Below are 19,893 nucleotides of genomic sequence, written 5' to 3'. Positions count from 1 at the left end.
GTCGCTTCCTCGGTGTGTGACCCGCTCGATCACGCCCTGCGGCCGGGGCGCCTTCGCGGCCGGTCGGACGGCGGATCAGCGCAGTCCGGCGAAGAGATCGTCCTCGGGTATGGCCGCGCCGGTGGCGTCCTGGACACGTACGAAGGTCTCCATGCCCATCAGCTCGCCGAACCTCTCCTTGCCCATCTTGAGGAAGAAGATGTTCTCGCCCTGACTGGCGTGCGCGGCCAACGCGTCGAACTTCTGACCGCTGAAGGCCGTGGTGTCCACCCATGTGGTGATCTCATCGTCGGGGAGGCCGATCTCGGCCAGTGCCGCGGCCTCGGCAGGATCCGGCTCCGGCATGTCCTCACCGAACTCGCGCATGATCTCGCCGAACCGCTGCATCCCTGAGCGGGGCATCGTGGTCCAGTACACCTTCGGTGTCAGCGCGGTCATCTCCAGTGCCGCCATCGTGATGCGGTGGGCCTGGATGTGGTCGGGGTGACCGTAGAAGCCGTTCTCGTCGTAGGTGACGACCACATCAGGTCGGTAGTGCCGCATGAGTTCCGCGAGCCGGGCCGCGCCTTCCCGCACGGGCGTCTGCCAGAAGGATCCGGGGGCGTCGTTGCTCGGCCAGCCCATCATCCCGGAGTCGGCATAGTCCAGCATCTCCAGATCGGTGACCTTCAGGACGCCACAGCTCGCCTCAAGTTCCTGACGGCGCATCAAGGCGACCGCCGCCGGATCATGGCCGGGATCGCCCGGCTTGACACCCCCCGGTCCGTCACCGCAACCGCCGTCGGTACACGTCACGAGAACCGTGCGGATGCCCTCCGCCGCATACCGCGCGAGGACCCCTCCGGTTCCGGTGGCCTCGTCGTCCGGGTGGGCGTGTACGGCCATGAGCGTCAAGGGCCGGTCAGTCATGGAACAGTCCTCCTGCAGAAATACGTCTCGGTCCGGGTGCGCGGGCGGGCGCACCGCGATCTTGGGGACCCGAATCCTGGTGGGGCGGACGACCTCGCGGTCCCCGTGTTCCCCGCCCGTGCGGCGCCGGTCCCTCGGTCGATGCAACCGTGTCGGCCCGACCGCCTGTTCCCGGCTCGGTCGCCGGGCGGTCCAAGCGGCGGAGTTCAACGCGAACGAGGTGGGGCCGCGCCCCGCATGTCTCGGCGCCCCGTCGGCGTGCGGACCAGCGACGACGACACGTTCGACCACGCGGCCGCCTGGTCACTCGCAAGCGTTGGCTCCAACGGTCAATGCGCCGGCCGTCGGGCTCCGGCGGCCCGAGGCCGTTGATGGGGGTCGCGTACAGCGGACTGCGCGAACTCGCCGCCTCCCAGGTGTCCACGAGTCCGGCGACCAGTATCGCGTCGTAGACCGGGTTGTGCTGGGCTGCGAAGCTGAAGTCGTCGGTCACCATGACCGGCGAGGAGCTGTCGAAGGCTGCGATCGTCTCGCCGATCAGCTCCGCGGACCGCTCACGCGCATACTGGCTCCGGTGGTCCTGATGGGTGTTGAGGGTGTACGACTCCCGGGCCCAGGTGGCTGGCACGGCCGGCCGGGAGGATCGCGACCATCGTGCCGGCCGTGCTGCGGTGTGATCAGCCGGGGATGAAGGCACTGTCGCCGTCGCGGACCGGCACGAAGGGGCAGACGTCCTCGTGGGCGGCAATCACGACGTCCTCGACGAATCCCGTCTCGGCCGGATGGCGGCCGGATGCGCTGGTGGCGATTGCGTGGGGGACGTCGGCGGTGCCCTCGTAGCCGGCCTTCGCAGCGGCCGCCTCCGCGGAGAGTGGGGCTGCGCACTCGGCGCACAGCTCGGAGATCACGGCTCCCGCGCCGAGCAGGTCTTCCACAGTGAGGCGCAGACTCCCGTCCGGCCACTGCTCGCCTGCGGCGATCACCGCGACGGGTCGCCGCGCCATGCCGTAGCCGCGGGAGTTGAGCCAGTCCCCGACGCAGGAGACGTTGCGTAGGAAGGCGGCGACCACGCTGATTCCCGTCGGCGCGGCGGCCGCGATGGCTGCGCCATTTGATGACGGCGGTGCGAGGCGGTCGACGACGGGGGCGTCTCGCAGGTGAGTAGGTGAGTAGGTGAGCGGGGGCGAGGGACCAGGGGCGAGGGACCAGGGGGCGGCGGATGGGACGGCCTGGCGGTCGACGGCCAACTGGGCGCCTGCCCGGCGGGCGTACGCCTCCGCGGCCTTCGCGGCGGCCGTCCGCTCGGCCACTCCACGGTCCGCGACCGCTTCACCGGCACCGCGGTCCTGACAGCCGACGCCGCCCAGGAGATCGGCTGCCTCGGCTACGTCGCCCGCGCCAGCGGACTGGCCAACGACGCGCGCATCGCGCACGCGCACTCCTTCACAGGACACGGCCGGCACCCCGGCGTACCCATCCACGACAGCGGCGATGTCCTGGCCCGCTTCCTGGTCCGCACCGAGGAGATCGAGACCTCGTTCGCCCTGATCGAGCACCACACCGGTGAACTCGACGCGCTGGGCACCGCCCTGGCACCCTCACCCTCGCCCGGCACCGGTCCGGGTACAGGTGTGGGTCTGGTCGAGGGATGGCGTGGCACCATCGCCACCCGCGTCGAACTCACCCCGGACAGCACCCTCGCCCGGGTCAAGCCGGTCGACCCGTCCTTCTTCAACTGGCCCGCACTGCCGGTGGCGTTGGCCGACGCGATCGTCCCCGACTTCCCCCTGACCAACAAGAGCTTCAACCTCTCCTACACGGGCAACGATCTGTGAGAGGTGACGCCATCCATGAGCCAGCAGCACCAGCATCCACCCACTCCCACCGGCACTGTCGGCGACGCTGACGGCCTTGAGCAGCGTGTGCGAGACGAGAATCCCAGCGCACGCGAACTCGACAAGATCGCTGCGGCGCACGAGGCCCATGGGGGACTTCGGCATAGGCTCTGGCTGGATGAGCAGGCGGGAAGAGTGCTGTTCCTGGAACACCCCGAGGCCGGCAGCGGGCCGGCCCACGGGCGGACGTTGCACGAGATCCCACTGCGCTCCGCATCCTGCACCAGGGTCATGGTCGAGCTGACGTCCGCGGCACTGGCGCGGCTGGCAAGCCCGACCGACAGCTACCAGGACCGGGCCGAGGTCGACCGAGACATCGGCGCCCTCGTACAGCTCTTCCGGGTGCAGCTCGCACGGATGCGGACCGAGCACACCGACCCCGCCCGGCTGCTGAGGGCGGTCCACGCTCAGATCGGGCGGGCAGACGGCGAGGAACAGGCCGCACGGCGCACCGCATTCCTCGGCTGGTACCTGAAACACGCCTACGGTGATCGCCCACACGCCCACGACGAGGCGGAACGGGACCTGGGATGCGACATCGAACAAGGCATCAACACCCACCTGGACGCCCGCTTCGTCGCTCGGACAATCATGGATTGGCAGTGGTACCGCGACCGCCTGCGCAGCCAGGTCCCCCTGCCCCAGCTGAACGAAGTCCCCAGCGACAAGAAACTTCGCCAGGGAGACCTGCACTGGTACTACGAGTTCCGCACCCTGGGACGTCACTTGACCGAACGGCAGATGCTTGAGCTGCGCGCCGAACTGCCCTGGGCGGACGTCACCTCAGATTGCCTCGTCCTCGACGAGTGGTCCGACATCAGCGAGCATCCGATCGGCACGCGGGCCGACGAAATCGTCGCCCAGTACTTCGACGCCGGGCTTCACTTCGACCAGAACGGCTCGCGAACACTGTGGCTGCGCCTGCCGGCCACACTCGCCGACGCAATCGCCCCCTACCAGGCCAGACATGGATGGGCCGTAAGGACCACAAGCGCCGGAGACGACCTCGTGCTGGAACTCCACCGCGAGGAGTCGGACGGAGCGGGCTCCTACCTCTACTACGACCCGAGCCTGTGGCTGGAAGAACTCCTGCCCCTGCGCGACGACTTGGCCGCAGGCGACGTCCGCGCGCCGGCCATCGCCTGGAGGGCCGCCAACGAGAACTTCAGTTTCACCAAGGCGGAAACCGCGCCCCCCATGCCGGACGGACTGGATGAGGACGAGCTGAGCCCACAACTCCACGCGCTGATCCACCTGCTCGAAGAGATTCCTTGAGCGCACGATGCGTCAGGGCGTGCAGGGTACGGAGATAGGCACAGTGATGCAGGGCCAGTGCCCGGGATGTCCTTCCGGCTCTGAGGGAAGGTGTACTCCCGCCTCTCGGTCAGTCGACAGGAACAGTGACTGGGCGACACTGGAGGGCCGAGAATCCTCCATCGCTCACACGGCACGCGTAACCCACGCAATCGTCCGCGGCCGGGCGCTCGTCCGGGATCGGCGCTGCTCATCGTGAACCTTGGGGCGCCGTTCCGCATCCGCGGCGCCACCGACATCGAGATGACCGACTACGTCGACGGCTGCGTGATCACCATGGCTGACGCCGACCCGGTACGTCGACCTCCGGCGGCGGTTCCTGCGCGAACATCCCGGCCACGTGATGGACGGCTGGCCGCTGCCGGCCGGTTGATTTCTTACAAGAGCGGCAGCTCACGACAGGCTAATTTGGGGGCACCCGAAGCAGAGGAGAGCCTCGTGGGCAAGGTGGTCATGTACAGCTCGGTGTCGGTGGACGGCTTCGTCGCGGACGAGAACGACCAGCCCGGACCCCTGTTCGACTGGCTGTCCAGCGGTGACGTGCCGCTGGACGAGAGCGGCGTGGTGAAGGTGTCGCAAGTGTCCTACGACTACACCCGGCCGTACTGGGACCAGATCGGGGTGACGGTCGCCGGCCGCCACGTCTTCGACCTGACGGACGGCTGGGACGGAAAGCCTCCGAGCGGGATCGACCATGTGGTCGTCGTGACGCACCGGCCGGCGCCCGAGGGCTGGGACCCCGAGGCGCCGTTCCACTTCGTCGACGGTGTGGAGGCCGCCATGGCCAAGGCGCAGGAGCTTGCCGGTGACCGCGTGGTCGAGGTCGCCGCCGGCGACGTCGGTGGCCAGGTGCTTGCCGCGGGTCTGGTCGACGAGGTGCGCATGGACGTCGTACCCGTGGTGTTCGGGTCCGGCAAGCGCTACTTCGGGTCGGTCCACGCGCAGCACCTGTTGGAGGACCCTGACATGGTGCTTCAGGGCAACCGGGTGCTTCATCTGCGCTATCAGGTGCGTCGTGGACCGATCTGAGCGGGTACGCGAAGAAGTCCGCTGCGAATCCTGGCACAAGGTCAGGCCTCCGCCTGCCTCGGCGCATCGCTGTCTCTGGTCGGGCAGCCGACGCCGATCCGCGCCGGTACCTCAGGGTGTAGTCGGGTCTGAATCCGCCTGTCTCGAGTAGGGACCGGGCAATGCAGTTGGTGAGGTTCCTGCACACCCATAGCGTCGGCATGAGCCGTCGGTGCCGTCATCGGCCTCCAGGACCCGGCAAGCCGGGACCGCGCGATCGGGCTCCAGACGCTGGCCGACCACGACCGGTCCGAGCTCATCCAGGCGGCAGAACGTGCTCAGGTCAGGGCAGCCGAAGGTAGCGTCAGGCACGTCGAGGTCTTCCAGATGGGCGGCGTGGGAAAGACCTTGTGCACCGGCAGAGGCCCCCCGTCCCGCGCTGCGCATCCGCCACCACCAGCCGGACCGTACTCGAGCCCACATCCGCCACGCTCAACGGCATGGCCTCGCGAGTACCCCTGCTGCAAGCCGCCAGACCGAAGGTTGCTGCCTGCGCAGGAGCGGCCTACGTCGTCCCGATGCCGGCGACGGTCCGCGGCGAGGCTTGATGAGGATCAAGGTGAGGGGTGGCGTGGGCGGCGCACTCGTCGCTCGTGCGCCGCCCACGTTCCTCCCTCTACTCCACCACTGACCTGGGTTCCCTCGCCGGACCACGCACATGCCCGCACTGGTCTGTGTGGCTCTGTTGCCCGCACTGGTCTGTGTGGCTCTGTCCGTGACCCGGTGCGAGCCCGGCGTGCGCCTTGCGCTGCTTCCTGGACCTTGGGAGTGGTCGGTCATGGCACGCGCGTCCTGGCCGGCGTGATCACCTTCGGCATGGTCAGCGTTCCGGTCGGCCTGTTCACTGCCACTGAGGACCAAACCGCCCACTTCCACCAGCTCCAGCGCGGCACCGCCGACCGGATCCGCAACCGGCGCGTCAACGAAGGCACCGGCAACGGAGCCGCGGGCAAGGACATCGTCGTCGAGCCCGACGAAGTGGACGAGATCGCCCGGGACGCTCCCAGACCATCGACATCAGTGAGGGCCCTGGGACCCGGCCGCTACCGCGACACCTACCAGGACGGGGTCCGGGACCTGGTGAAGGCGAAGGCCGAGGGCTAGGAGGTCGCGCTCGCCGAAGAGGCCCCGCAGGCCACTAACGTCCTCGATCTGCTGTTGGTGCTGAAGAGCAGTCTTGACCACGTCCCCGCGGCAGGAAACGGAAGACGTGGCAGAGCAAGCCCCCACGCACGGCTCCGGCCAAGCAGGCCGGCAACACAAAGTCCTCCGCCAAGGCGGAGCACAGCCGCAGTGGCAGGAGCGAGCTGCGGCAGCTGAGCAAGTCCGAGCTGTACGGACGAGCCAGCGAGAAGAACATCACGGGCCGCTCCAAGATGAGCCGGGACGAACTGGTCGACGCCCTCACCCGGACCGGACGCAGCGGCAAGAAGAGCGCCGCCTAACCTCGATCTCCGTGTTCGAAGCGTGCCCTCAGGGCCGGACGGGCTTCGCGCGTGAGACGGGCATACGCGGGGCACTCGGGTGGCACTGCGGGCGGCGGTGTGACGCCCGGGAGGTCGACGCGAAACGGGGCACCGGCCAACTGCATTCTGTCCATTCTTCGCTCAGGGGGCCGCCATGATGGCCTGCTCAGGAAAATTCGCCTCCAGGCCCGTTCCTCGCGCGGACCCGGTTCTGGCCCGCGGCTGCACCGTCTGCCGAGGGTGGGGAAGCGTGATCACAGACCAGGGGCACCATGAACTGTGCCCCGAGTGCCAGTCAGGTACAGACGATGACGACCGTGCCGCAGGCGTGCCACGCGAGGACAGTCAGGCCGTTTCGATCTTGTGGCAGCCTCTGGTCGAGGGGGCTGATCAGGGACGCTTACGCGGCCGCGCTTGAAGGGGCTGCGGCAGGCGTAGAGCGAAACGGCGCAGCACTGGCCCACTGCGTCCTTCGTCGTTCTCAGAGAGCAGGCCCCTTCCGCCGGCGGCCACTCTCGCGGGAGCGGGGTTCGGAAGCGCAGCCCTGGTGTGTGCTCCTGGCCCGCGGGCCAGGAGCACACACACGACGGCGGGGTCTGAGCGTCGCGTGTCTTCCCACGCGCCACGCTGGTGTGCGTCCATGCCGTCCGCGCAGAATGGTGACGTGCACAAGGACGGAGAAGACGATCGCGGAGCGGACCGGGTCTTTGAGCTGGAGGAAGAGGTACAGCAGCTCAAGCAGGCCGTCGTCTCGCACGCGGTGGTGGACCAGGCCATCGGGATGATGGTCGCCATGGGCCGTGTCACGCCGGACCAGGGCTGGACCGTGCTGCGGGAGGTCTCCCAGCACACCAACATCAAGCTGCGCCACGTCGCCGAACTGGTCGTGCTCTGGGGGCGCACCGGGGAGATTCCCTACGAGATCCGCGCCGAACTCGAAGACGCCCTCGACCGCAACAGTCTTACCCAGCTCCCCGAGGCTCCACCGGAACCTGAGTAGCCAGACACATGGAGCCCGACTGAAGTCGTCCGGATCCAAGGACCTCTACAGGAAGCACACCTGGGAGGCTCAGAGAACGGCCGCCGCCTGGGGCCGATACTCAACGACGGCCATCCCCGCGCGGGGACACGCGTCCTCCCCCCGGTGTGATGCCCTCGGGCGGGGTTCGTCCCGGCGGTGCTTTTGGGGCACCGCTACCGATGCCATTGCACCGCCGCAGGGGCGGAGGCCGGGGCCCGCATGCGCCCCAGCGGGAGGCGGGCTCCGGTGAGCAACAGAGGCTGGACGGTCACACTGGCCCTCCCAATCACCCTCGGCATGCAGAGGTTCTGCCCTTAAGCCGCCTCCAGCCGTTGCGGTCGCCTGCCCGTGTGGTCCGGTCTTCGTATCGATGATCAGCTGCACGGAATGGGCCAACACGTCGGCGGGCGCCTCCCCTATACGTGACGGCCGGCGCCGATGGGGCGGGCGTGAGTGTGCCGGGCCAACAGCACCGAGAACAGGGTTACCCTGCGGCCGCCGACACGGTCCCGGGTGCCACGGTATATCGTGCCGCACGCCTGCCGTCGGCGAGGGCTGTTCCCGGGATGCCCCGGGCCTGATGAACCCGGTCGGACCATGCCAGCGCGACCCCACGGCGGGCCCGCGCGCGGTATCCGAAGGTAAAACCCCAGCTCAGAGTGCGGAGCATGCCTGATCAGGATGCGGAGGGATCCGCCGGCTGCGACCGTATGGGCGAAGGACAGTCCACTCGGGGCTGAAGGTAGGGAGGCACCATGATCACGGCGCACCCCTCGCTCCTGCGGGACCTGATCGAACGATGCGAAACGCTCAGCCGCCGCCTGGCTGCCCATCCCAGCGCGGACACCGCTCGCCGGCTCGAAGACGCCACCTACACGCTCTGTGTGATCACCGGCACCCGCCAGCTGGACATGGCACTCTTTGTCGCCCGCCAGCAGATGGTCGCAGCTATGCAACGGCACCACCCCCTCCACGACTGAGTGAGGGGAGCGTCGGCGCCTTCCTTGCCCCGCCGGTGACGCCGACGGCATGGGCGTAGACCTCACGAGGACCTGGCGGCAGCACGGCACAGCGATCACCTTCCAGCCGTCATGAATCTCGGCCGCGGTGACAAGGCGCAGCGCCGAATGAGCAGCGCGGGGGAGTGGCGGCGTACCAGGGCTTCACGCGTGAGGGGACCTATGCGGGGCACTCGGGTCGCGCTGCGGGCCGGCGGTGTGATGCCTGGGAGGACAACGCGGACGAGGTACCGGTAAGCCGCATCCCGTTCTGGCTTCGCTGAGGAGGACGCCACGATGGCCCGCTCAGGAGAACCCAATCCCAGGCTCGTTCCTCGTGCCGACCCGGCCCTGGCCCGCGGCTGCAACGTATGCCGAGGATGGGGCACCGTGATCACGGACCAGGGGCACCATGAACTGTGCCCCCAGTGCCAGACGCGCACGGTGACACCTGCCGCAAGCACACCAGCCGATTGCCTTGACGCATGGTGGCAGTTTCTGGCCCAGAGACCGGCCCGGGAACTCTGACCCAACCCGCCCGCAGATGACCTGGCTGGCAAGTCGGGAGACGAGTTGCCAACCCACCGGCCAGCAGGAGTGGACGCACGGCGTCCTGTGCGGCAAGCCTTCACTCGTGTGGTGGTCCGGCCAGAGCGTATGCGCCGATCACGTCCTGATGGCCTGGCCCCTGCCCTGGCCCGCCACAGGCCGGGGGCCCCGAATCTTGACGGGGTCAGGTCAGTGCCGCGCGGGCCTCATCGATCCACGCGAGGTCGGCCTCGGCGCGGTTGATCGCGAACCGTGCTGTCAGGCTGCGGCCGGTGTGGTCCGCGTACTCGGCGAGGAGTTCCTGGCACAGCACGAGGGTGTTACGCAGTTCCGCTTCCCACTGATCGAGCTGTCCGAGCAGGTGCTCGGCGCTTGTGTGCTGGGCGAAATGCATCTGGATCTGCAAGGGCTGACGGGCGCGTTCGGAGACCGTGTTGAAGCCGTCCAGCCAGCCTCGGAAGGCGTGCAGGCCGGCGTCGGTTGCGGTGTAGACCCGCTTGTCGGGCACCGCCTCCTGGACGACGTGCTGCACCGTGGCGTGTCCGCGATCCACCAGTTTGGGCAGCTCGGTATAGATGTGCGACCGCGTGATCGGCCAGAAGTAGGCCACCGCCCTGGACGCCCGCGTGCCGAGCTCGTAGCCCGAAGCGGGACCGTCCAGCAGGAGGCCCAGTACGAGGTAACCGCCGACTGACATGAGCATCATCCTAGTCCAGTCTTGACTAGGTCTCGATGGCAGCCTAGCGTCCAGCCTATTCAAGACATGACTAGTCAGGAGTGGACATGGAGCGACAGCAGGCGATCGCCGACTACGCGGCGGCGTGGAGCGGGAATGGTGCCGAGACCATCAGGGCCTCTTTCGCCCGGTGCTGGACCAAGGACAGCACCTACACCGACACGATGACCGACACAATCGTGGGCGTCGAAGGCATGGTCCGGCTCGTCCTCGGCACGGCGGAACGCTATCCCGGCTTCACCCTCCGCCCCACCAGCGGCCTCGACACCCACCACGGCGTCGGCAGGTTCAGCTGGCTGATGACCGCACCTGACTCCATCGTCGCCGCAGGCGTGAACTACGGCCGGGAACTGCCCGGACTCGACTTCGTAGAGTTCACCGCGGACAACCGGATCGCCCGGATCGTGGGCTTCTTCGGCTGAGCGAGCGGCATCAGCCCAGTCGACGGTCACGGAAAGTGGCGAGCGGGATGCCCGAGCGCTGTCATGGCAAGCGCCCCGAGCTGTTCACCCAGCGCTCGTCCAGAAGCCGCCCGGCGCGTTCACGGTGGCGCGAACCTGTCGTTCGTGGCCCGCACGTGTGCTGCCTGGACCCATTCCGCACGTACTCGCCGGTGGGCGTACGCCCGTGGCGCACGAGGTGGTCGGCCACCTCGGCATCGTCGCCCGGGGACGCGAAGACCCGGTGCAGCGCCTTGAGCGGCTGGGTGGGGGGATCGAGGGGCTGATCCCGAGCAGGGCGAAGGACCAGCCGGTGTCTTCTTCCCAGTTGAAACGGAGGTCGCCCGTGCCGGCGGTACGACTGACGTTCCACACGAGCACGATGTACCTCGAGTTCCCGTGCCGGTGTAGGTGCGGGCGGCGCGGATGGTGCCCGGTGGGACGCCCCGTCCGGTGAGGCCTTCGTCGACGGCCTAGAGTGGCTTGTAACGGCTCAGTACTTCCTTGACCGTTTGTGTTCGGTAGATGCTTGATCGTTTTCGTGATGTCGGTCTGTTCCGGTCTCAGCACATCCTTGCCCGCCTCACCTCGTACATTGCGGCACAGAGTGGTGGTGGGACCGGGGGTGTGGCATGGAGCCGGCCGAGCTTCAGGAGTACCGGTACTGAGGAGTCCGGAGGTTCTGGAGGGCTCGCCGATCGGCGAGGTCGCCGCCCGCTACGGGACCTCGCGGCAGTCCTTGCGCACCTGGAGGACGCGGTTCGAGCAGGAGGCATGACCGGGCTTCTGGATCGCTCGCGCCGCCCGCACCACAGCCCGGGCGGACCTCCGCCGATGTTGAGGCCCTGGTCTGCCAGCTGCGTCGTCGGCATCCCCGGTGGGGTGCCCGTCGGCTGCGGTATGAGATGGACCGACGCGGTGTCACCCCGCTGCCCTCGCAAGCGACCGTGCACCGAATCCTGGTGCGCAACGGGCTGATGACCTCTCAAGAGCAGGAACACAAGCGGCAGTTCAAATGCTGGCACCGGGCCGCCCCGATGCACTTGTGGCAGATGGACCTGGTCGGTGGCGTGTTCCTGGCCGACGGCCGGGAGTGCAAGTTGGTCACCGGGATCGACGACCACTCCCGGTTCGTGGTGATCTCCACGCTAGTGACGGTTCCCAGCGGTCGCGCGGTCTGCGAAGCCTTCGTCTCCGCGATGCGCCGCTACGGGGTCCCGTCCGAGGTTCTCACGGACCACGGCAAGCAGTTCACCGGCCGCTTCGCCAAGCCACTGCCGGTGGAGGTGATGTTCGAACGGATCTGCCGGCAGAACGGCATCACCGCCCGGCTCACCAAGCCGCGGTCTCCGACCACCACCGGGAAGATCGAACGGTTTCACAAAACGCTGCGCCGAGAGTTCCTCGACCACGTCGCACCGTTCGCGTCCTTTTAGGCCGCCAAGGAAGCCATCGATGAATGGGTGGGCAGCTACAACCATTAACGCCCCCCACCAGGCCTTGGACATGGCCCGGCCGATCGAGCGGTTCCGGCCCAACACCCCCAGCCCGGAGATCGAGATCCCAGCCGCCGACCCGGTGGAGGAGCAGCTCGGGACATTGGCGCACGAGGGCGCCGTGGATCTGATCGAGCTTGCGGCGGCTCCACCAGTCGCCGCGGGGGCGGTGGAGCTCGAGGTCGTCGTTCCGCCGAACGGCTCCACCATGCTCGCCTCGGACGGCCAGCAGGTACCGGTCGCGGTGCAGCGGTATCTGACTGGCAACTCGTCGTTGCCGAGCTGCACGCTGTGCTGCTTCACAGCGACCTTGCGCACGTGGCCGAACGGCCGGAGGGCTTGGAGCGGGATGCGGCGTTGTCGATGACGCTGGGCAAGAGGGGTGTCGGCCGCCGTGGCCCCAGGCTGCCGCCTGGCAGTTACGGCAGATACGGAAACTGCTGCGTCAGGCGGAGGTCCTCATCATCTCCCCAGCCGCGCATGCCGCGGTCATGGCCGCAGCCGCCACCCTGGAACTAGCCGACCTCAGCACGCTGGACCGCGACCGGGACATCCTCGCACCCGCCGGTCTGCTGGTTCTGCCCGACCCGGTCGTGATCGTCAACCGCACCGGCTCCCTGTCGGACACGAAGGCATTCGGCTGGCAGTTCATCACCCAGCACCAGATCCTGCCGACGGCCCAGTACTCCGGTGTGCAAGTGACGACGTTCATGGACCGCGATGGGCCGGTGCAGCCAGCCGAATGGCGGATGGCGGTCTCCCTGGCGCGAGCTTCCGGAAGCCCCCTGCCGCCTCTGATGCCGGACGGCATGTACGGCATGCGGGGCGATGCGTGCCTCCGAGTGGCGCTCCGATCCGGTCCCCGAGACGGGGAGTGGGGTGGCGGCCGCGTGGACGACCCGTACGACGACTTCGTCGGCCGCTACATGTTCGCCTTCTGGCGGCTCATCGCCCAGGGCGTCACCGACGCCAGCCCATCGCGGGGCACTTCCGGTATGCGCCCGACGGCGGGTGGTCGTGACGGCTCGATGCTGCCAGATCCCGATGTGCGCGTCATCCGGCTAGCTGCGCCCACTCCCCGTCCGTCGGATCCGGCGCGGGAGGTGAAGCGGGTGTACCACCACCGGTGGCCGGTGCGTATGCACAAGGTGAGGCAGTGGTATCCCAGCCGTCAGGAACACCGAGTGATCTGGCGCGGCCCGTACATCAAGGGGCCCGCAGACGCACCACTGATGGTGGGGGAGAAGACGTACCTGGTGGACTCGTAGTCCACCCACAAACCGATCGGTTGCGTCCGGCGGGGCAGCTTGAGGAGCCGGAGATCCTGCCGCGCACTGCCCTCCAGGGACGTACGTCGGCTTTGCGGGGAAAGGCACTGCCGGGGCTGCCATCGTGGCGCTGGCGGGCCGAGGACGCCGCGAGAGGTCAGGAAAGTCGCCGTCCCATCTTCGCCGACTGCCGATTGTGTCCCTTCGTGTGCCACCACTCTTCCAGATGGGCATGGACGAGGTGGACAAGCCGCCGCAGCCGGTCAGCAAGGGGAGCAGGTGAGGTGAGGACGTCCGCCCATGACTTGTCGTTCCAGGGCAGGGTCACCGTCCAGCGTTCATCCGGATGGCCATGACGGCCCACAGTCAGCCAGTACGTCAGCGTCGCACTGCGGTCGGGATGGTGCTCCACCGACAATGCGATGACGTCGAAACGCAGTCCGTCAGAGGTGTCGTACGAGCGGCTCAGGGCCTGCTCGGCTGGCGTCCGCTCCTCCACAGGGATCAACCACCCTTTCACCTTGCCCCGTGCCCCAACACAGCGTCTAGCAGGCGGCAGCGCCGGCGACGGCCGGCTGATCGACCGTGTACGCCGTCAGAAGGTCGTTGTTCCCGGCCCGGGGTGCCGAGGATAGCGCGGAACTTCTCCACTCGCGGGCACTGATTCTTTGTGTATGTGGAGTAACCGCCGCGGCCATTGGGGTTGCCGGACCAGATGGCCGCATCGATCTTTCGGTCCATCGTAGTGTTCCAGCCATGGCGCACTTTGATGTGCTTCCAGCCCCACGTGCTCGTGCCACAACGAAGGGTGTAAAACGCGGGTCCTCGGTAATACCTCTTCAGGATGTAGGTGCGGCTGTGGCTCCTACAGATGGCGGGTGGCCACGGGGAGGCCGGCGATGGCGTCGGACAGCGGCAGGGTCTCCGCGGCGTGGCCGGCGGCAGCGAGGCCGCGCAGGACTGCGTTGACCATGTGCCGTTGATAGCCCCGCTCCCGCGGGCGTGATCAGCGGTTTCCTTGGGGCGCCGCTTTCGTGGGTGGAAAGGTCATACCGGAGAAACGAAACTCCGTTTCATCGGGTTGGCTTTGCTCGCCCCCAAATCCGCGGGCAGATGTGATCGGGCAGGTCCGACGGCCCAGCCGTCGCCAGGAGGTCGGCTCCTGACGCGAAAAGGTGCTCCCACTGCGGTCGGAGCACCGGTTGGGGGAAGCGCGGACCTGGGGGGCGGGCTGGTTGCGGATGGGGCTGCGCGGTGGGACGTGGTGGTGGCCTGGGGGCGCTGGCCGGGGTGCTGCTGGGCGCCTCCCTCTCCTGACCTCTCCCGTCGGCGAATTCAGCCACGATGAAGCGTGCGTCGCCGGCCGGGTGCAGGACCGTGCCCCTTGGGTGCGGATTCTCCGAAGTGATGGCACGGATCACGATGCGCCGGAACGATAAGGACATCGGTCGGGCGGTACCGCATTGGTAGTTTGTCACGATGCTGATGAACGATATGGGCGATGACACCGCCGCACGCACGGACGAACACAGGCGGTTCAACATCACGATCACCGTCGCCGTGATCAACGCGCTGATGTTCGTCGTCGGCCTCTTCCCGCTCGCCCTGCCACGCCTAGCGGGAGTAGTAATCGCCGCCGTAGCCCTTGTTGGCGTCTGGCTGGCCGTGCGCGGACACCGCCGCCGTAACGGCAAGCTGGTACTCATAGCCGGGGCGTTTCCGCTGGGCTGCCTCTCGGTAGTCCTCGCTTTCAGCAAGGTCAGCGGGGCGTGACCCGTTGATGTCCGCTACGAGGCAACCGTCCTCGTCGCAGCCATCAACGCATGGCTGTGAACGAGGCCTTCAGACTCAGAAGGGCCGCCCCGGAAGGGCGTACTTCTGTGCGATCGTGGGCGGTCACCGTGTCCGTCCGCAACATCGGAGCGGTCGCCAGGTGCGGACCGCTTGGCCCGCGCCGCAGGGTATCCAGGCCGGCCAGCACCGCCGAGCGATTGTCCGACCTCTTCATCCACGCTGGAACCTGAGCGCACGTCGCCATCGTCGGCCGCACCCCGCCACGCTCTCGCCAGTGCGCGCCGACACGATGCGGGTCAGGTACGACGGGGCGATCAGCTCGTCGAAGATCCATGCGTGTTCGTCGGGCGAGAGCCGGTGATAGTTGACGCCGGGCGCGCGCCTGGAGGGCTGCGCGATGCGGCGGACCGGCTCGGACCAGGAGGCCGCGCGCTCGGTGTTCCGCTGCACGGCTAGGTTCTGTCTCCTTGGTCATCTACGGGCCCAGAAGAGGATGGCCGCGAGGTGGAGTGCGGCCTGGTAGGCGATGGCGAGTTTGTCGGTACGCATGGCCAGGCCGCGCCACTGCTTGAGACGGTTGATGCACCGCTCGACGGCGTTCCTCTGCTTGTAGGCATCAGCGTCGAAGCCCGGTGGCCGGCCGCCCCGTGAGCCTCGTTGGCGCCGGTTGCGGGCCTGGTCCACGGGCTGCGGGATGACCGCCCGGATGTGCCGTTCGCGCAGGTGGGACCGGATCGCTCGGGAAGAGTACGCCCGGTCCGCGATCACTACGTCCGGTCTGGTGCGAGGGCGTCCGCGCCCGGTGCGAGGAACGCGGAGCGCGGTCATCACGGCGGTGAACGAGGGGGCGTCACCTGCCTGTCCGGCGGTGACCGTGATCGCCAGAGGACGGGCATGGGTGTCGCAGGCCAAGTGGACCTTGGTGCTCAGGCTGCCTCGGGAACGGCCCAACGCGTGGTCGGCGGGCTCACCGCGGACTGACTCACCCTTTGCGGGCCCCGGCAGCGTGCTGGTGGGCCCGGCAGACGGTGGAGTCCACCGAGGCGGTCCAGCCGATGTCGTCGTCGGCGTCCGCCGTTGCCAGGACGGCGACGAAGATCTTCTCCCACGTCCCGTCGACCGCCCACCGCAGCAGCCGTTTGTGCGCGGTCTTGAAAGAGCCGAGCTCTTCGGGCAGATCGCGCCAGGGCGAACAGGTGCGGTACTTCCACGCGATGGCCTCGACGTTTCGCTATCTGGCCTGGTCAGAGGCATCGTCGGGAGTGTAGTTGGCTGCTGGCATGTCAGGGGCGGTCTTGCCGGACCGCCCCTCCAACGAATGACATCGAGAGCTGTCTGCGCGGTAGTGAGGGCAGCCTCCACGCGTGATCGACGACCTTGCCGACGCGACCTGGGACCGTGAACTCGACGACCTCTTCCTGCGTATCGGCCACCGTTTCGGCCGGGCCGACCTGCGACGCCGCCTGCGTGACTACGTCCGCGCCCTGCTCGGCCCGGTCGGCCGCAATAACGGCTGGCAACTGGCCGAACACGCAGGCCACCGCACCCCCGACGGCCTGCAACGGCTACTCAACCGGGCCACCTGGAACGCCGACGACGTCCGCGACGACCTTCAGACATACGTCGCCGACAAGGTCGGCGAGGCCGACGGAGTCCTTATCCTCGACGACACCGGCTTCATCAAGAAGGGCGCCACCTCCGCGGGCGGGCAGCGCCAGTACTCCGGCACCGCCCGCCGCACCGAGAACTGCCATATCGGCGTCTTCGCTGCCTACGCCACCATCCGCGCACGCGCCCTGGTGGACCGCGAGTTGTATCTGCCCAAGTCCTGGACGGTCGACCGCGAACGCTGCCGCGCCGCCAAGATCCCCGACGAACGGGCCTTCGCCACCAAACCAGAACTGGCCAGGGCAATGGTGCTGCGCGCACTCGCCTCCCCGCTGGCCGATCTCCTGGGTGACCGCGGATGCCGCCTACGGCCAGGAGTGGCACTTTCGCCGGACGCTGGAAGAAGCCGCGGTCGGCTACGTGCTCGCGTCCCGAAGTCCCAGCCGGTGCCCCACTTCGGACGCATCGACCACCTCTTCAGCCAGGCGCCGGATGAGGCATGGGAGCAACGTTCGTGCGGCGACGGCGCCAAGGGCCCGCGCGTCTATGACTGGGCGGCCGTCCAGCTCCCGGTGATCGAGGACTTCGACGGTGAGCGGCCGACCCATCACCGCTGGGCGCTGGCCCGGCGCAGTACCAGTAGACCCGATTAGATCGCCTACTACCTCGCATACGCGCCAGTGGGCGCCGACGTCGACCGGCTCGTGCGCATTGCCGGGCGCCGGTGGGCGATCGAGGGATGCTTCCAGGCCGCGAAGAACGAGTGCGGCCTGGACCAGTACGAAGTCCGCCGCTACGTCGGCTGGATGAGGCACATCACCCTGCCAAGCTCGCGCATGCCTTTCTCGCGGTCACGGCGGCACAGGCGGCTGCAAAGGGGGATGCAGAAACGGTTCCACCCTGGTTCCGCTCACCGTGGCAGAGGTCCGCCGGCTCCTGGCAACTGGCCCCGCACGCCGGCCCCGCACGCCACTTCGCATCCTTGCGCTGAGATGGTCACACTGGCGGCGAAGGCGTCAGGCCGTGGCCTGGCACTGTCACTACCAACGACGATGTCATTCGTTGGAGGGGCGGTCCGGCAAGACCGCCCCTGACATGCCAGCAGCCAACTACACTCCCGACGATGCCTCTGACCAGGCCAGATAGCGAACGCTGCTGGAGTACTAAGTACTCCAGCCGTAGATTGCGACTCGGCGCAAGGTGACGCCGGTGCGCTGGCTGACTCCTGGCCAAGCGTGAGCGTGGCCCTTATGACTTCACCCCATCGCCGTTGATGCGCGCTTGCTTCTTGCCATGGCGCTCCAGGTTGTTGGTCACCCGTGCGCTGTACTTCGAGGTCAACTCGGCGGTTCGAGCGGCACATCTGGGGACAGTTGAGGGTGGGGTCAATCGCCGGTCGTCTGCTCGCGGTGCGGCGTCTGGGGCGACATCGCAGCCTCGGCCTCCGCTTTGGCGTCGCTCACCGCGGCTGCGGCCTGCTTCTCGGCCTCGTCGGCAGCTGTCGCAGCGTCGAGTGAAACCGTCGAGCCGGCATCGAGCTCCGGAATCGGGCTTTCGTGCGGCGAGTCGTCGGCGTCGGCGGAGACTGTTGTCTCGGATTGAGCAGGTTGGGGAGGGCCCGCCGTCGACTGATCGCCGAATGCACGGGTGACCGTCCGGACTGCCTCGGTCAGCTCCCCTGGGATCACCCAGAACGTGTTGTTGTCGCTGCTCGCCAGGTGCGGGAGCGTCTCAAGGTACTTGTAGGCCAGGACTTTCGGGTCGGCGTTGTTGCGATGGACGGCCTGGAAGACGAGTTCGACCGCCTTTGCCTCGCCGTCAGCCCGCAAGATCATGGCTTGTTGCGTGCCCTGTGCCTCCAGGATGTCCTTCTGTTTGGTGCCTTCCGCGGTGAGGATCTTGGCTTGCCTCTCTCCTTCGGCGTGCAGGATGGCCGCGCGCTTGTCTCGCTCGGCCCGCATCTGCTTCTCCATCGCTTCCTTGATGGTGTGCGGTGGATCGATGGCCTTGATCTCGACGCGGTTGACCCGGATGCCCCACTTGCCGGTGGCATCGTCGAGGACGGCGCGGAGCCGGGAGTTGATCTCCTCTCGCGAGGTGAGTGTCTCCTCCAGGTCCATGCTGCCGATGACGTTCCGCAGCGTGGTCACGGTGAGCTGATCGATCGCCTGCAGGTAGTCGGCGACCTCGTAGGCCGCCGCCCGCGGGTCCGTGATCTGGTAGTAGAGGACGGTGTCGATATTCACCACGAGGTTGTCCTCGGTAATCACCGGCCTGGGGTCGGACGAGTAGACCTGCTCGCGCACGTCGAGTTTGGTGTTGACGCGGTCTGCCACCGGCACGACCAGGTTCAGGCCGGGCTGCAGCGTCCGACGATATCGGCCGAACCGCTCGATGTTGTAGCGGCGAGCCTGCGGCACGATCCGCACTGCGGAGGCAAAGACGAAGACGACGACAATGGCCGCCACGAGAATGGGGATGACAACTGGATCCACAGTGCCTCCGTTGCTATGTGTTCAGCCGTTCACGGAAGGAGTTCGCGGGGGTAGACGATGGCCGTGGCGCCTTCGATCTCCATCACATCGACCGACGCTCCCACCGGGATCACAAGGCTCTCGTCGAAAGCGCGGGCGGACCATTCCTCGCCGTAGAGCCTGATCAGGCCGCGGGTCGCGGTTACCTCCTGCATGACTTCGGCTCGTTTGCCGATCAGCGCATCGGTCCCGTCGCGTGTGATCGGTTCCTGTGTCATATGCCGCAGCGCGATGGGGCGGATGATGACGAGACCCGCTGCCGCCGCCACTCCGACGGCCACGAGCTGGCCGAGAAGGCCGATGCCCAAACCAGCGACTACTGCGGCAACCAACGCAGCGCCCGCCAGCAATCCGAAGACCAGTGTGAAAGTGAAGAACTCCGCGACACCCAGCGCTCCGGCGGCAAGCAGCCAGACGAACCACGGCATGGAATCACCCTCCTCGAAAGGGCTTTCTCCACAAAGCTACCTCTGCGGACGCCGACTGGGACAGACGCTGCGGTCGTAGCTCTTGATTGCTGAGTGCTTCTCCGCCGGCGATCCTCGTGGGACAGGTTGCTGATCTTCCGAGACCAGATGCGGGGTTCCAAGGCCCCCCAAGTGTCGCTGGTTTGCCGTCGACGACGACGTGCCTCTGCGGAACAGCGTGACGCTGGACGCCGCTGGTGTCCATCCGTGGTGACACCCATATCGAGCGGGATCAGCATGCGCGGAGTGCTCCTGCGGGATGTGGCCGGGCGGCCGGCACTGGGCCTAAGGCCTGTCCGGCGGATCTTGCAGCCGATGACCGCGTGACGC

The 19,893-nt window shown here is 67.7% G+C and carries 17 protein-coding genes and 4 pseudogenes; 12 read left to right on the top strand and 9 right to left on the bottom strand.

Going from position 1 to position 19,893, the window contains the following annotated elements; all coding sequences use genetic code 11:
- Positions 1–75: 75 nt before the first annotated feature.
- Both ACFPQ9_RS37920 and ACFPQ9_RS37915 read right to left on the bottom strand, forming a co-directional pair.
- A complete protein-coding gene (locus ACFPQ9_RS37920; RefSeq protein WP_380863530.1) occupies positions 76–909 on the bottom strand; it encodes a PIG-L family deacetylase in 834 nt (277 codons plus the stop codon).
- Positions 910–1,586: 677 nt separating this feature from the next.
- Positions 1,587–2,342: a 2-phosphosulfolactate phosphatase gene (locus ACFPQ9_RS37915; RefSeq protein ID WP_380863528.1), complete on the bottom strand. Its 756-nt coding sequence runs from the start codon at positions 2,340–2,342 to the stop codon at positions 1,587–1,589.
- Here ACFPQ9_RS37915 and ACFPQ9_RS37910 point away from each other — a divergent pair.
- The 4 genes and pseudogenes from ACFPQ9_RS37910 to ACFPQ9_RS37895 all read left to right on the top strand — a co-directional run.
- Positions 2,280–2,423 (top strand): annotated as a pseudogene (locus ACFPQ9_RS37910) (hypothetical protein); the annotation flags it as partial. The gene ACFPQ9_RS37915 and the pseudogene ACFPQ9_RS37910 sit on opposite strands and share 63 nt — an antisense overlap.
- 117 nt (positions 2,424–2,540) lie before the next feature.
- On the top strand, positions 2,541–2,744 hold the full coding sequence (locus ACFPQ9_RS37905; protein ID WP_380863526.1) for a hypothetical protein: 204 nt from the start codon (positions 2,541–2,543) through the stop codon (positions 2,742–2,744).
- A gap of 15 nt (positions 2,745–2,759) precedes the next feature.
- The gene (locus tag ACFPQ9_RS37900) at positions 2,760–4,079 is read left to right on the top strand and encodes a hypothetical protein (RefSeq protein ID WP_380863524.1); all 1,320 of its coding nucleotides are present in this window, start codon (positions 2,760–2,762) and stop codon (positions 4,077–4,079) included.
- Between the two features lie 477 nt (positions 4,080–4,556).
- Entirely contained in the window at positions 4,557–5,147 is a 591-nt protein-coding gene (locus tag ACFPQ9_RS37895; protein ID WP_380863522.1) for a dihydrofolate reductase family protein, read from the top strand.
- A gap of 177 nt (positions 5,148–5,324) precedes the next feature.
- Here the strand turns inward: ACFPQ9_RS37895 and ACFPQ9_RS37890 are convergent.
- Positions 5,325–5,498, bottom strand: a pseudogene (locus ACFPQ9_RS37890) (ISL3 family transposase); the annotation flags it as partial.
- A gap of 456 nt (positions 5,499–5,954) precedes the next feature.
- Between ACFPQ9_RS37890 and ACFPQ9_RS37885 the strand changes: the two are divergent.
- From ACFPQ9_RS37885 to ACFPQ9_RS37875, 3 genes are all read left to right on the top strand, one after another.
- The gene (locus ACFPQ9_RS37885) at positions 5,955–6,290 is read left to right on the top strand and encodes a Ku protein (protein WP_380863520.1); all 336 of its coding nucleotides are present in this window, start codon (positions 5,955–5,957) and stop codon (positions 6,288–6,290) included.
- Between the two features lie 1,026 nt (positions 6,291–7,316).
- Positions 7,317–7,652, top strand: coding sequence for an ANTAR domain-containing protein (locus ACFPQ9_RS37880; protein WP_380863518.1), 336 nt, complete (start codon positions 7,317–7,319; stop codon positions 7,650–7,652).
- A 776-nt stretch (positions 7,653–8,428) separates the two neighbouring features.
- Entirely contained in the window at positions 8,429–8,653 is a 225-nt protein-coding gene (locus ACFPQ9_RS37875) for a DUF5133 domain-containing protein (RefSeq protein ID WP_380863516.1), read from the top strand.
- 751 nt (positions 8,654–9,404) lie between these two features.
- Here the strand turns inward: ACFPQ9_RS37875 and ACFPQ9_RS37870 are convergent.
- Positions 9,405–9,917, bottom strand: coding sequence for a PadR family transcriptional regulator (locus ACFPQ9_RS37870; protein WP_380863514.1), 513 nt, complete (start codon positions 9,915–9,917; stop codon positions 9,405–9,407).
- Between the two features lie 86 nt (positions 9,918–10,003).
- On the opposite strand from ACFPQ9_RS37870, the gene ACFPQ9_RS37865 reads away from it, so the two are divergent.
- From ACFPQ9_RS37865 to ACFPQ9_RS37840, 3 genes and pseudogenes are all read left to right on the top strand, one after another.
- Complete coding sequence (locus tag ACFPQ9_RS37865; protein WP_380863512.1) at positions 10,004–10,378, top strand: hypothetical protein; 375 nt, start codon at positions 10,004–10,006, stop codon at positions 10,376–10,378.
- A 694-nt stretch (positions 10,379–11,072) separates the two neighbouring features.
- Positions 11,073–11,986 (top strand): annotated as a pseudogene (locus tag ACFPQ9_RS44655) (IS481 family transposase); the annotation flags it as partial.
- A gap of 397 nt (positions 11,987–12,383) precedes the next feature.
- The gene (locus ACFPQ9_RS37840; protein WP_380863504.1) at positions 12,384–13,160 is read left to right on the top strand and encodes a hypothetical protein; all 777 of its coding nucleotides are present in this window, start codon (positions 12,384–12,386) and stop codon (positions 13,158–13,160) included.
- Positions 13,161–13,317: 157 nt separating this feature from the next.
- On the opposite strand, the gene ACFPQ9_RS37835 is transcribed toward ACFPQ9_RS37840, so the two are convergent.
- Complete coding sequence (locus tag ACFPQ9_RS37835) at positions 13,318–13,668, bottom strand: hypothetical protein (protein ID WP_380863502.1); 351 nt, start codon at positions 13,666–13,668, stop codon at positions 13,318–13,320.
- A gap of 971 nt (positions 13,669–14,639) precedes the next feature.
- Here ACFPQ9_RS37835 and ACFPQ9_RS37830 point away from each other — a divergent pair.
- Entirely contained in the window at positions 14,640–14,933 is a 294-nt protein-coding gene (locus ACFPQ9_RS37830; RefSeq protein ID WP_380863500.1) for a hypothetical protein, read from the top strand.
- A 231-nt stretch (positions 14,934–15,164) separates the two neighbouring features.
- Here ACFPQ9_RS37830 and ACFPQ9_RS37825 read toward each other — a convergent pair whose 3' ends face one another.
- Complete coding sequence (locus ACFPQ9_RS37825; protein ID WP_380863498.1) at positions 15,165–15,404, bottom strand: hypothetical protein; 240 nt, start codon at positions 15,402–15,404, stop codon at positions 15,165–15,167.
- Between the two features lie 21 nt (positions 15,405–15,425).
- Positions 15,426–16,185 (bottom strand): annotated as a pseudogene (locus ACFPQ9_RS37820) (IS5 family transposase); the annotation flags it as partial.
- A 133-nt stretch (positions 16,186–16,318) separates the two neighbouring features.
- Here ACFPQ9_RS37820 and ACFPQ9_RS37815 point away from each other — a divergent pair.
- On the top strand, positions 16,319–17,215 hold the full coding sequence (locus ACFPQ9_RS37815) for an IS701 family transposase (protein WP_380863496.1): 897 nt from the start codon (positions 16,319–16,321) through the stop codon (positions 17,213–17,215).
- Positions 17,216–17,947: 732 nt separating this feature from the next.
- On the opposite strand, the gene ACFPQ9_RS37810 is transcribed toward ACFPQ9_RS37815, so the two are convergent.
- Both ACFPQ9_RS37810 and ACFPQ9_RS37805 read right to left on the bottom strand, forming a co-directional pair.
- On the bottom strand, positions 17,948–19,057 hold the full coding sequence (locus ACFPQ9_RS37810; RefSeq protein WP_380863494.1) for an SPFH domain-containing protein: 1,110 nt from the start codon (positions 19,055–19,057) through the stop codon (positions 17,948–17,950).
- 29 nt (positions 19,058–19,086) lie between these two features.
- Positions 19,087–19,524 (bottom strand): NfeD family protein, encoded by a 438-nt coding sequence (locus ACFPQ9_RS37805; RefSeq protein ID WP_380863492.1) that lies wholly within the window; start codon positions 19,522–19,524, stop codon positions 19,087–19,089.
- Between the last annotated feature and the right edge of the window lie 369 nt (positions 19,525–19,893).

The organism is Streptomyces coerulescens (genome assembly GCF_042657965.1).
Lineage (GTDB): Bacteria > Actinomycetota > Actinomycetes > Streptomycetales > Streptomycetaceae > Streptomyces > Streptomyces coerulescens.
The sequence above is the reverse complement of the archived record's forward strand: the minus strand, read 5'-3'. Positions and strand labels throughout refer to the sequence as shown.

Coding starts and splice junctions, on each gene's coding strand:
- ACFPQ9_RS37875 (WP_380863516.1), top strand. CDS start 8,429: ATGATCACGGCGCACCCCTCGCTCCTGCGGGACCTGATCGAACGATGC.
- ACFPQ9_RS37920 (WP_380863530.1), bottom strand. CDS start 909: ATGACTGACCGGCCCTTGACGCTCATGGCCGTACACGCCCACCCGGAC.
- ACFPQ9_RS37870 (WP_380863514.1), bottom strand. CDS start 9,917: ATGTCAGTCGGCGGTTACCTCGTACTGGGCCTCCTGCTGGACGGTCCC.
- ACFPQ9_RS37805 (WP_380863492.1), bottom strand. CDS start 19,524: ATGCCGTGGTTCGTCTGGCTGCTTGCCGCCGGAGCGCTGGGTGTCGCG.
- ACFPQ9_RS37900 (WP_380863524.1), top strand. CDS start 2,760: ATGAGCCAGCAGCACCAGCATCCACCCACTCCCACCGGCACTGTCGGC.
- ACFPQ9_RS37830 (WP_380863500.1), top strand. CDS start 14,640: ATGCTGATGAACGATATGGGCGATGACACCGCCGCACGCACGGACGAA.
- ACFPQ9_RS37840 (WP_380863504.1), top strand. CDS start 12,384: ATGGCCGCAGCCGCCACCCTGGAACTAGCCGACCTCAGCACGCTGGAC.
- ACFPQ9_RS37865 (WP_380863512.1), top strand. CDS start 10,004: ATGGAGCGACAGCAGGCGATCGCCGACTACGCGGCGGCGTGGAGCGGG.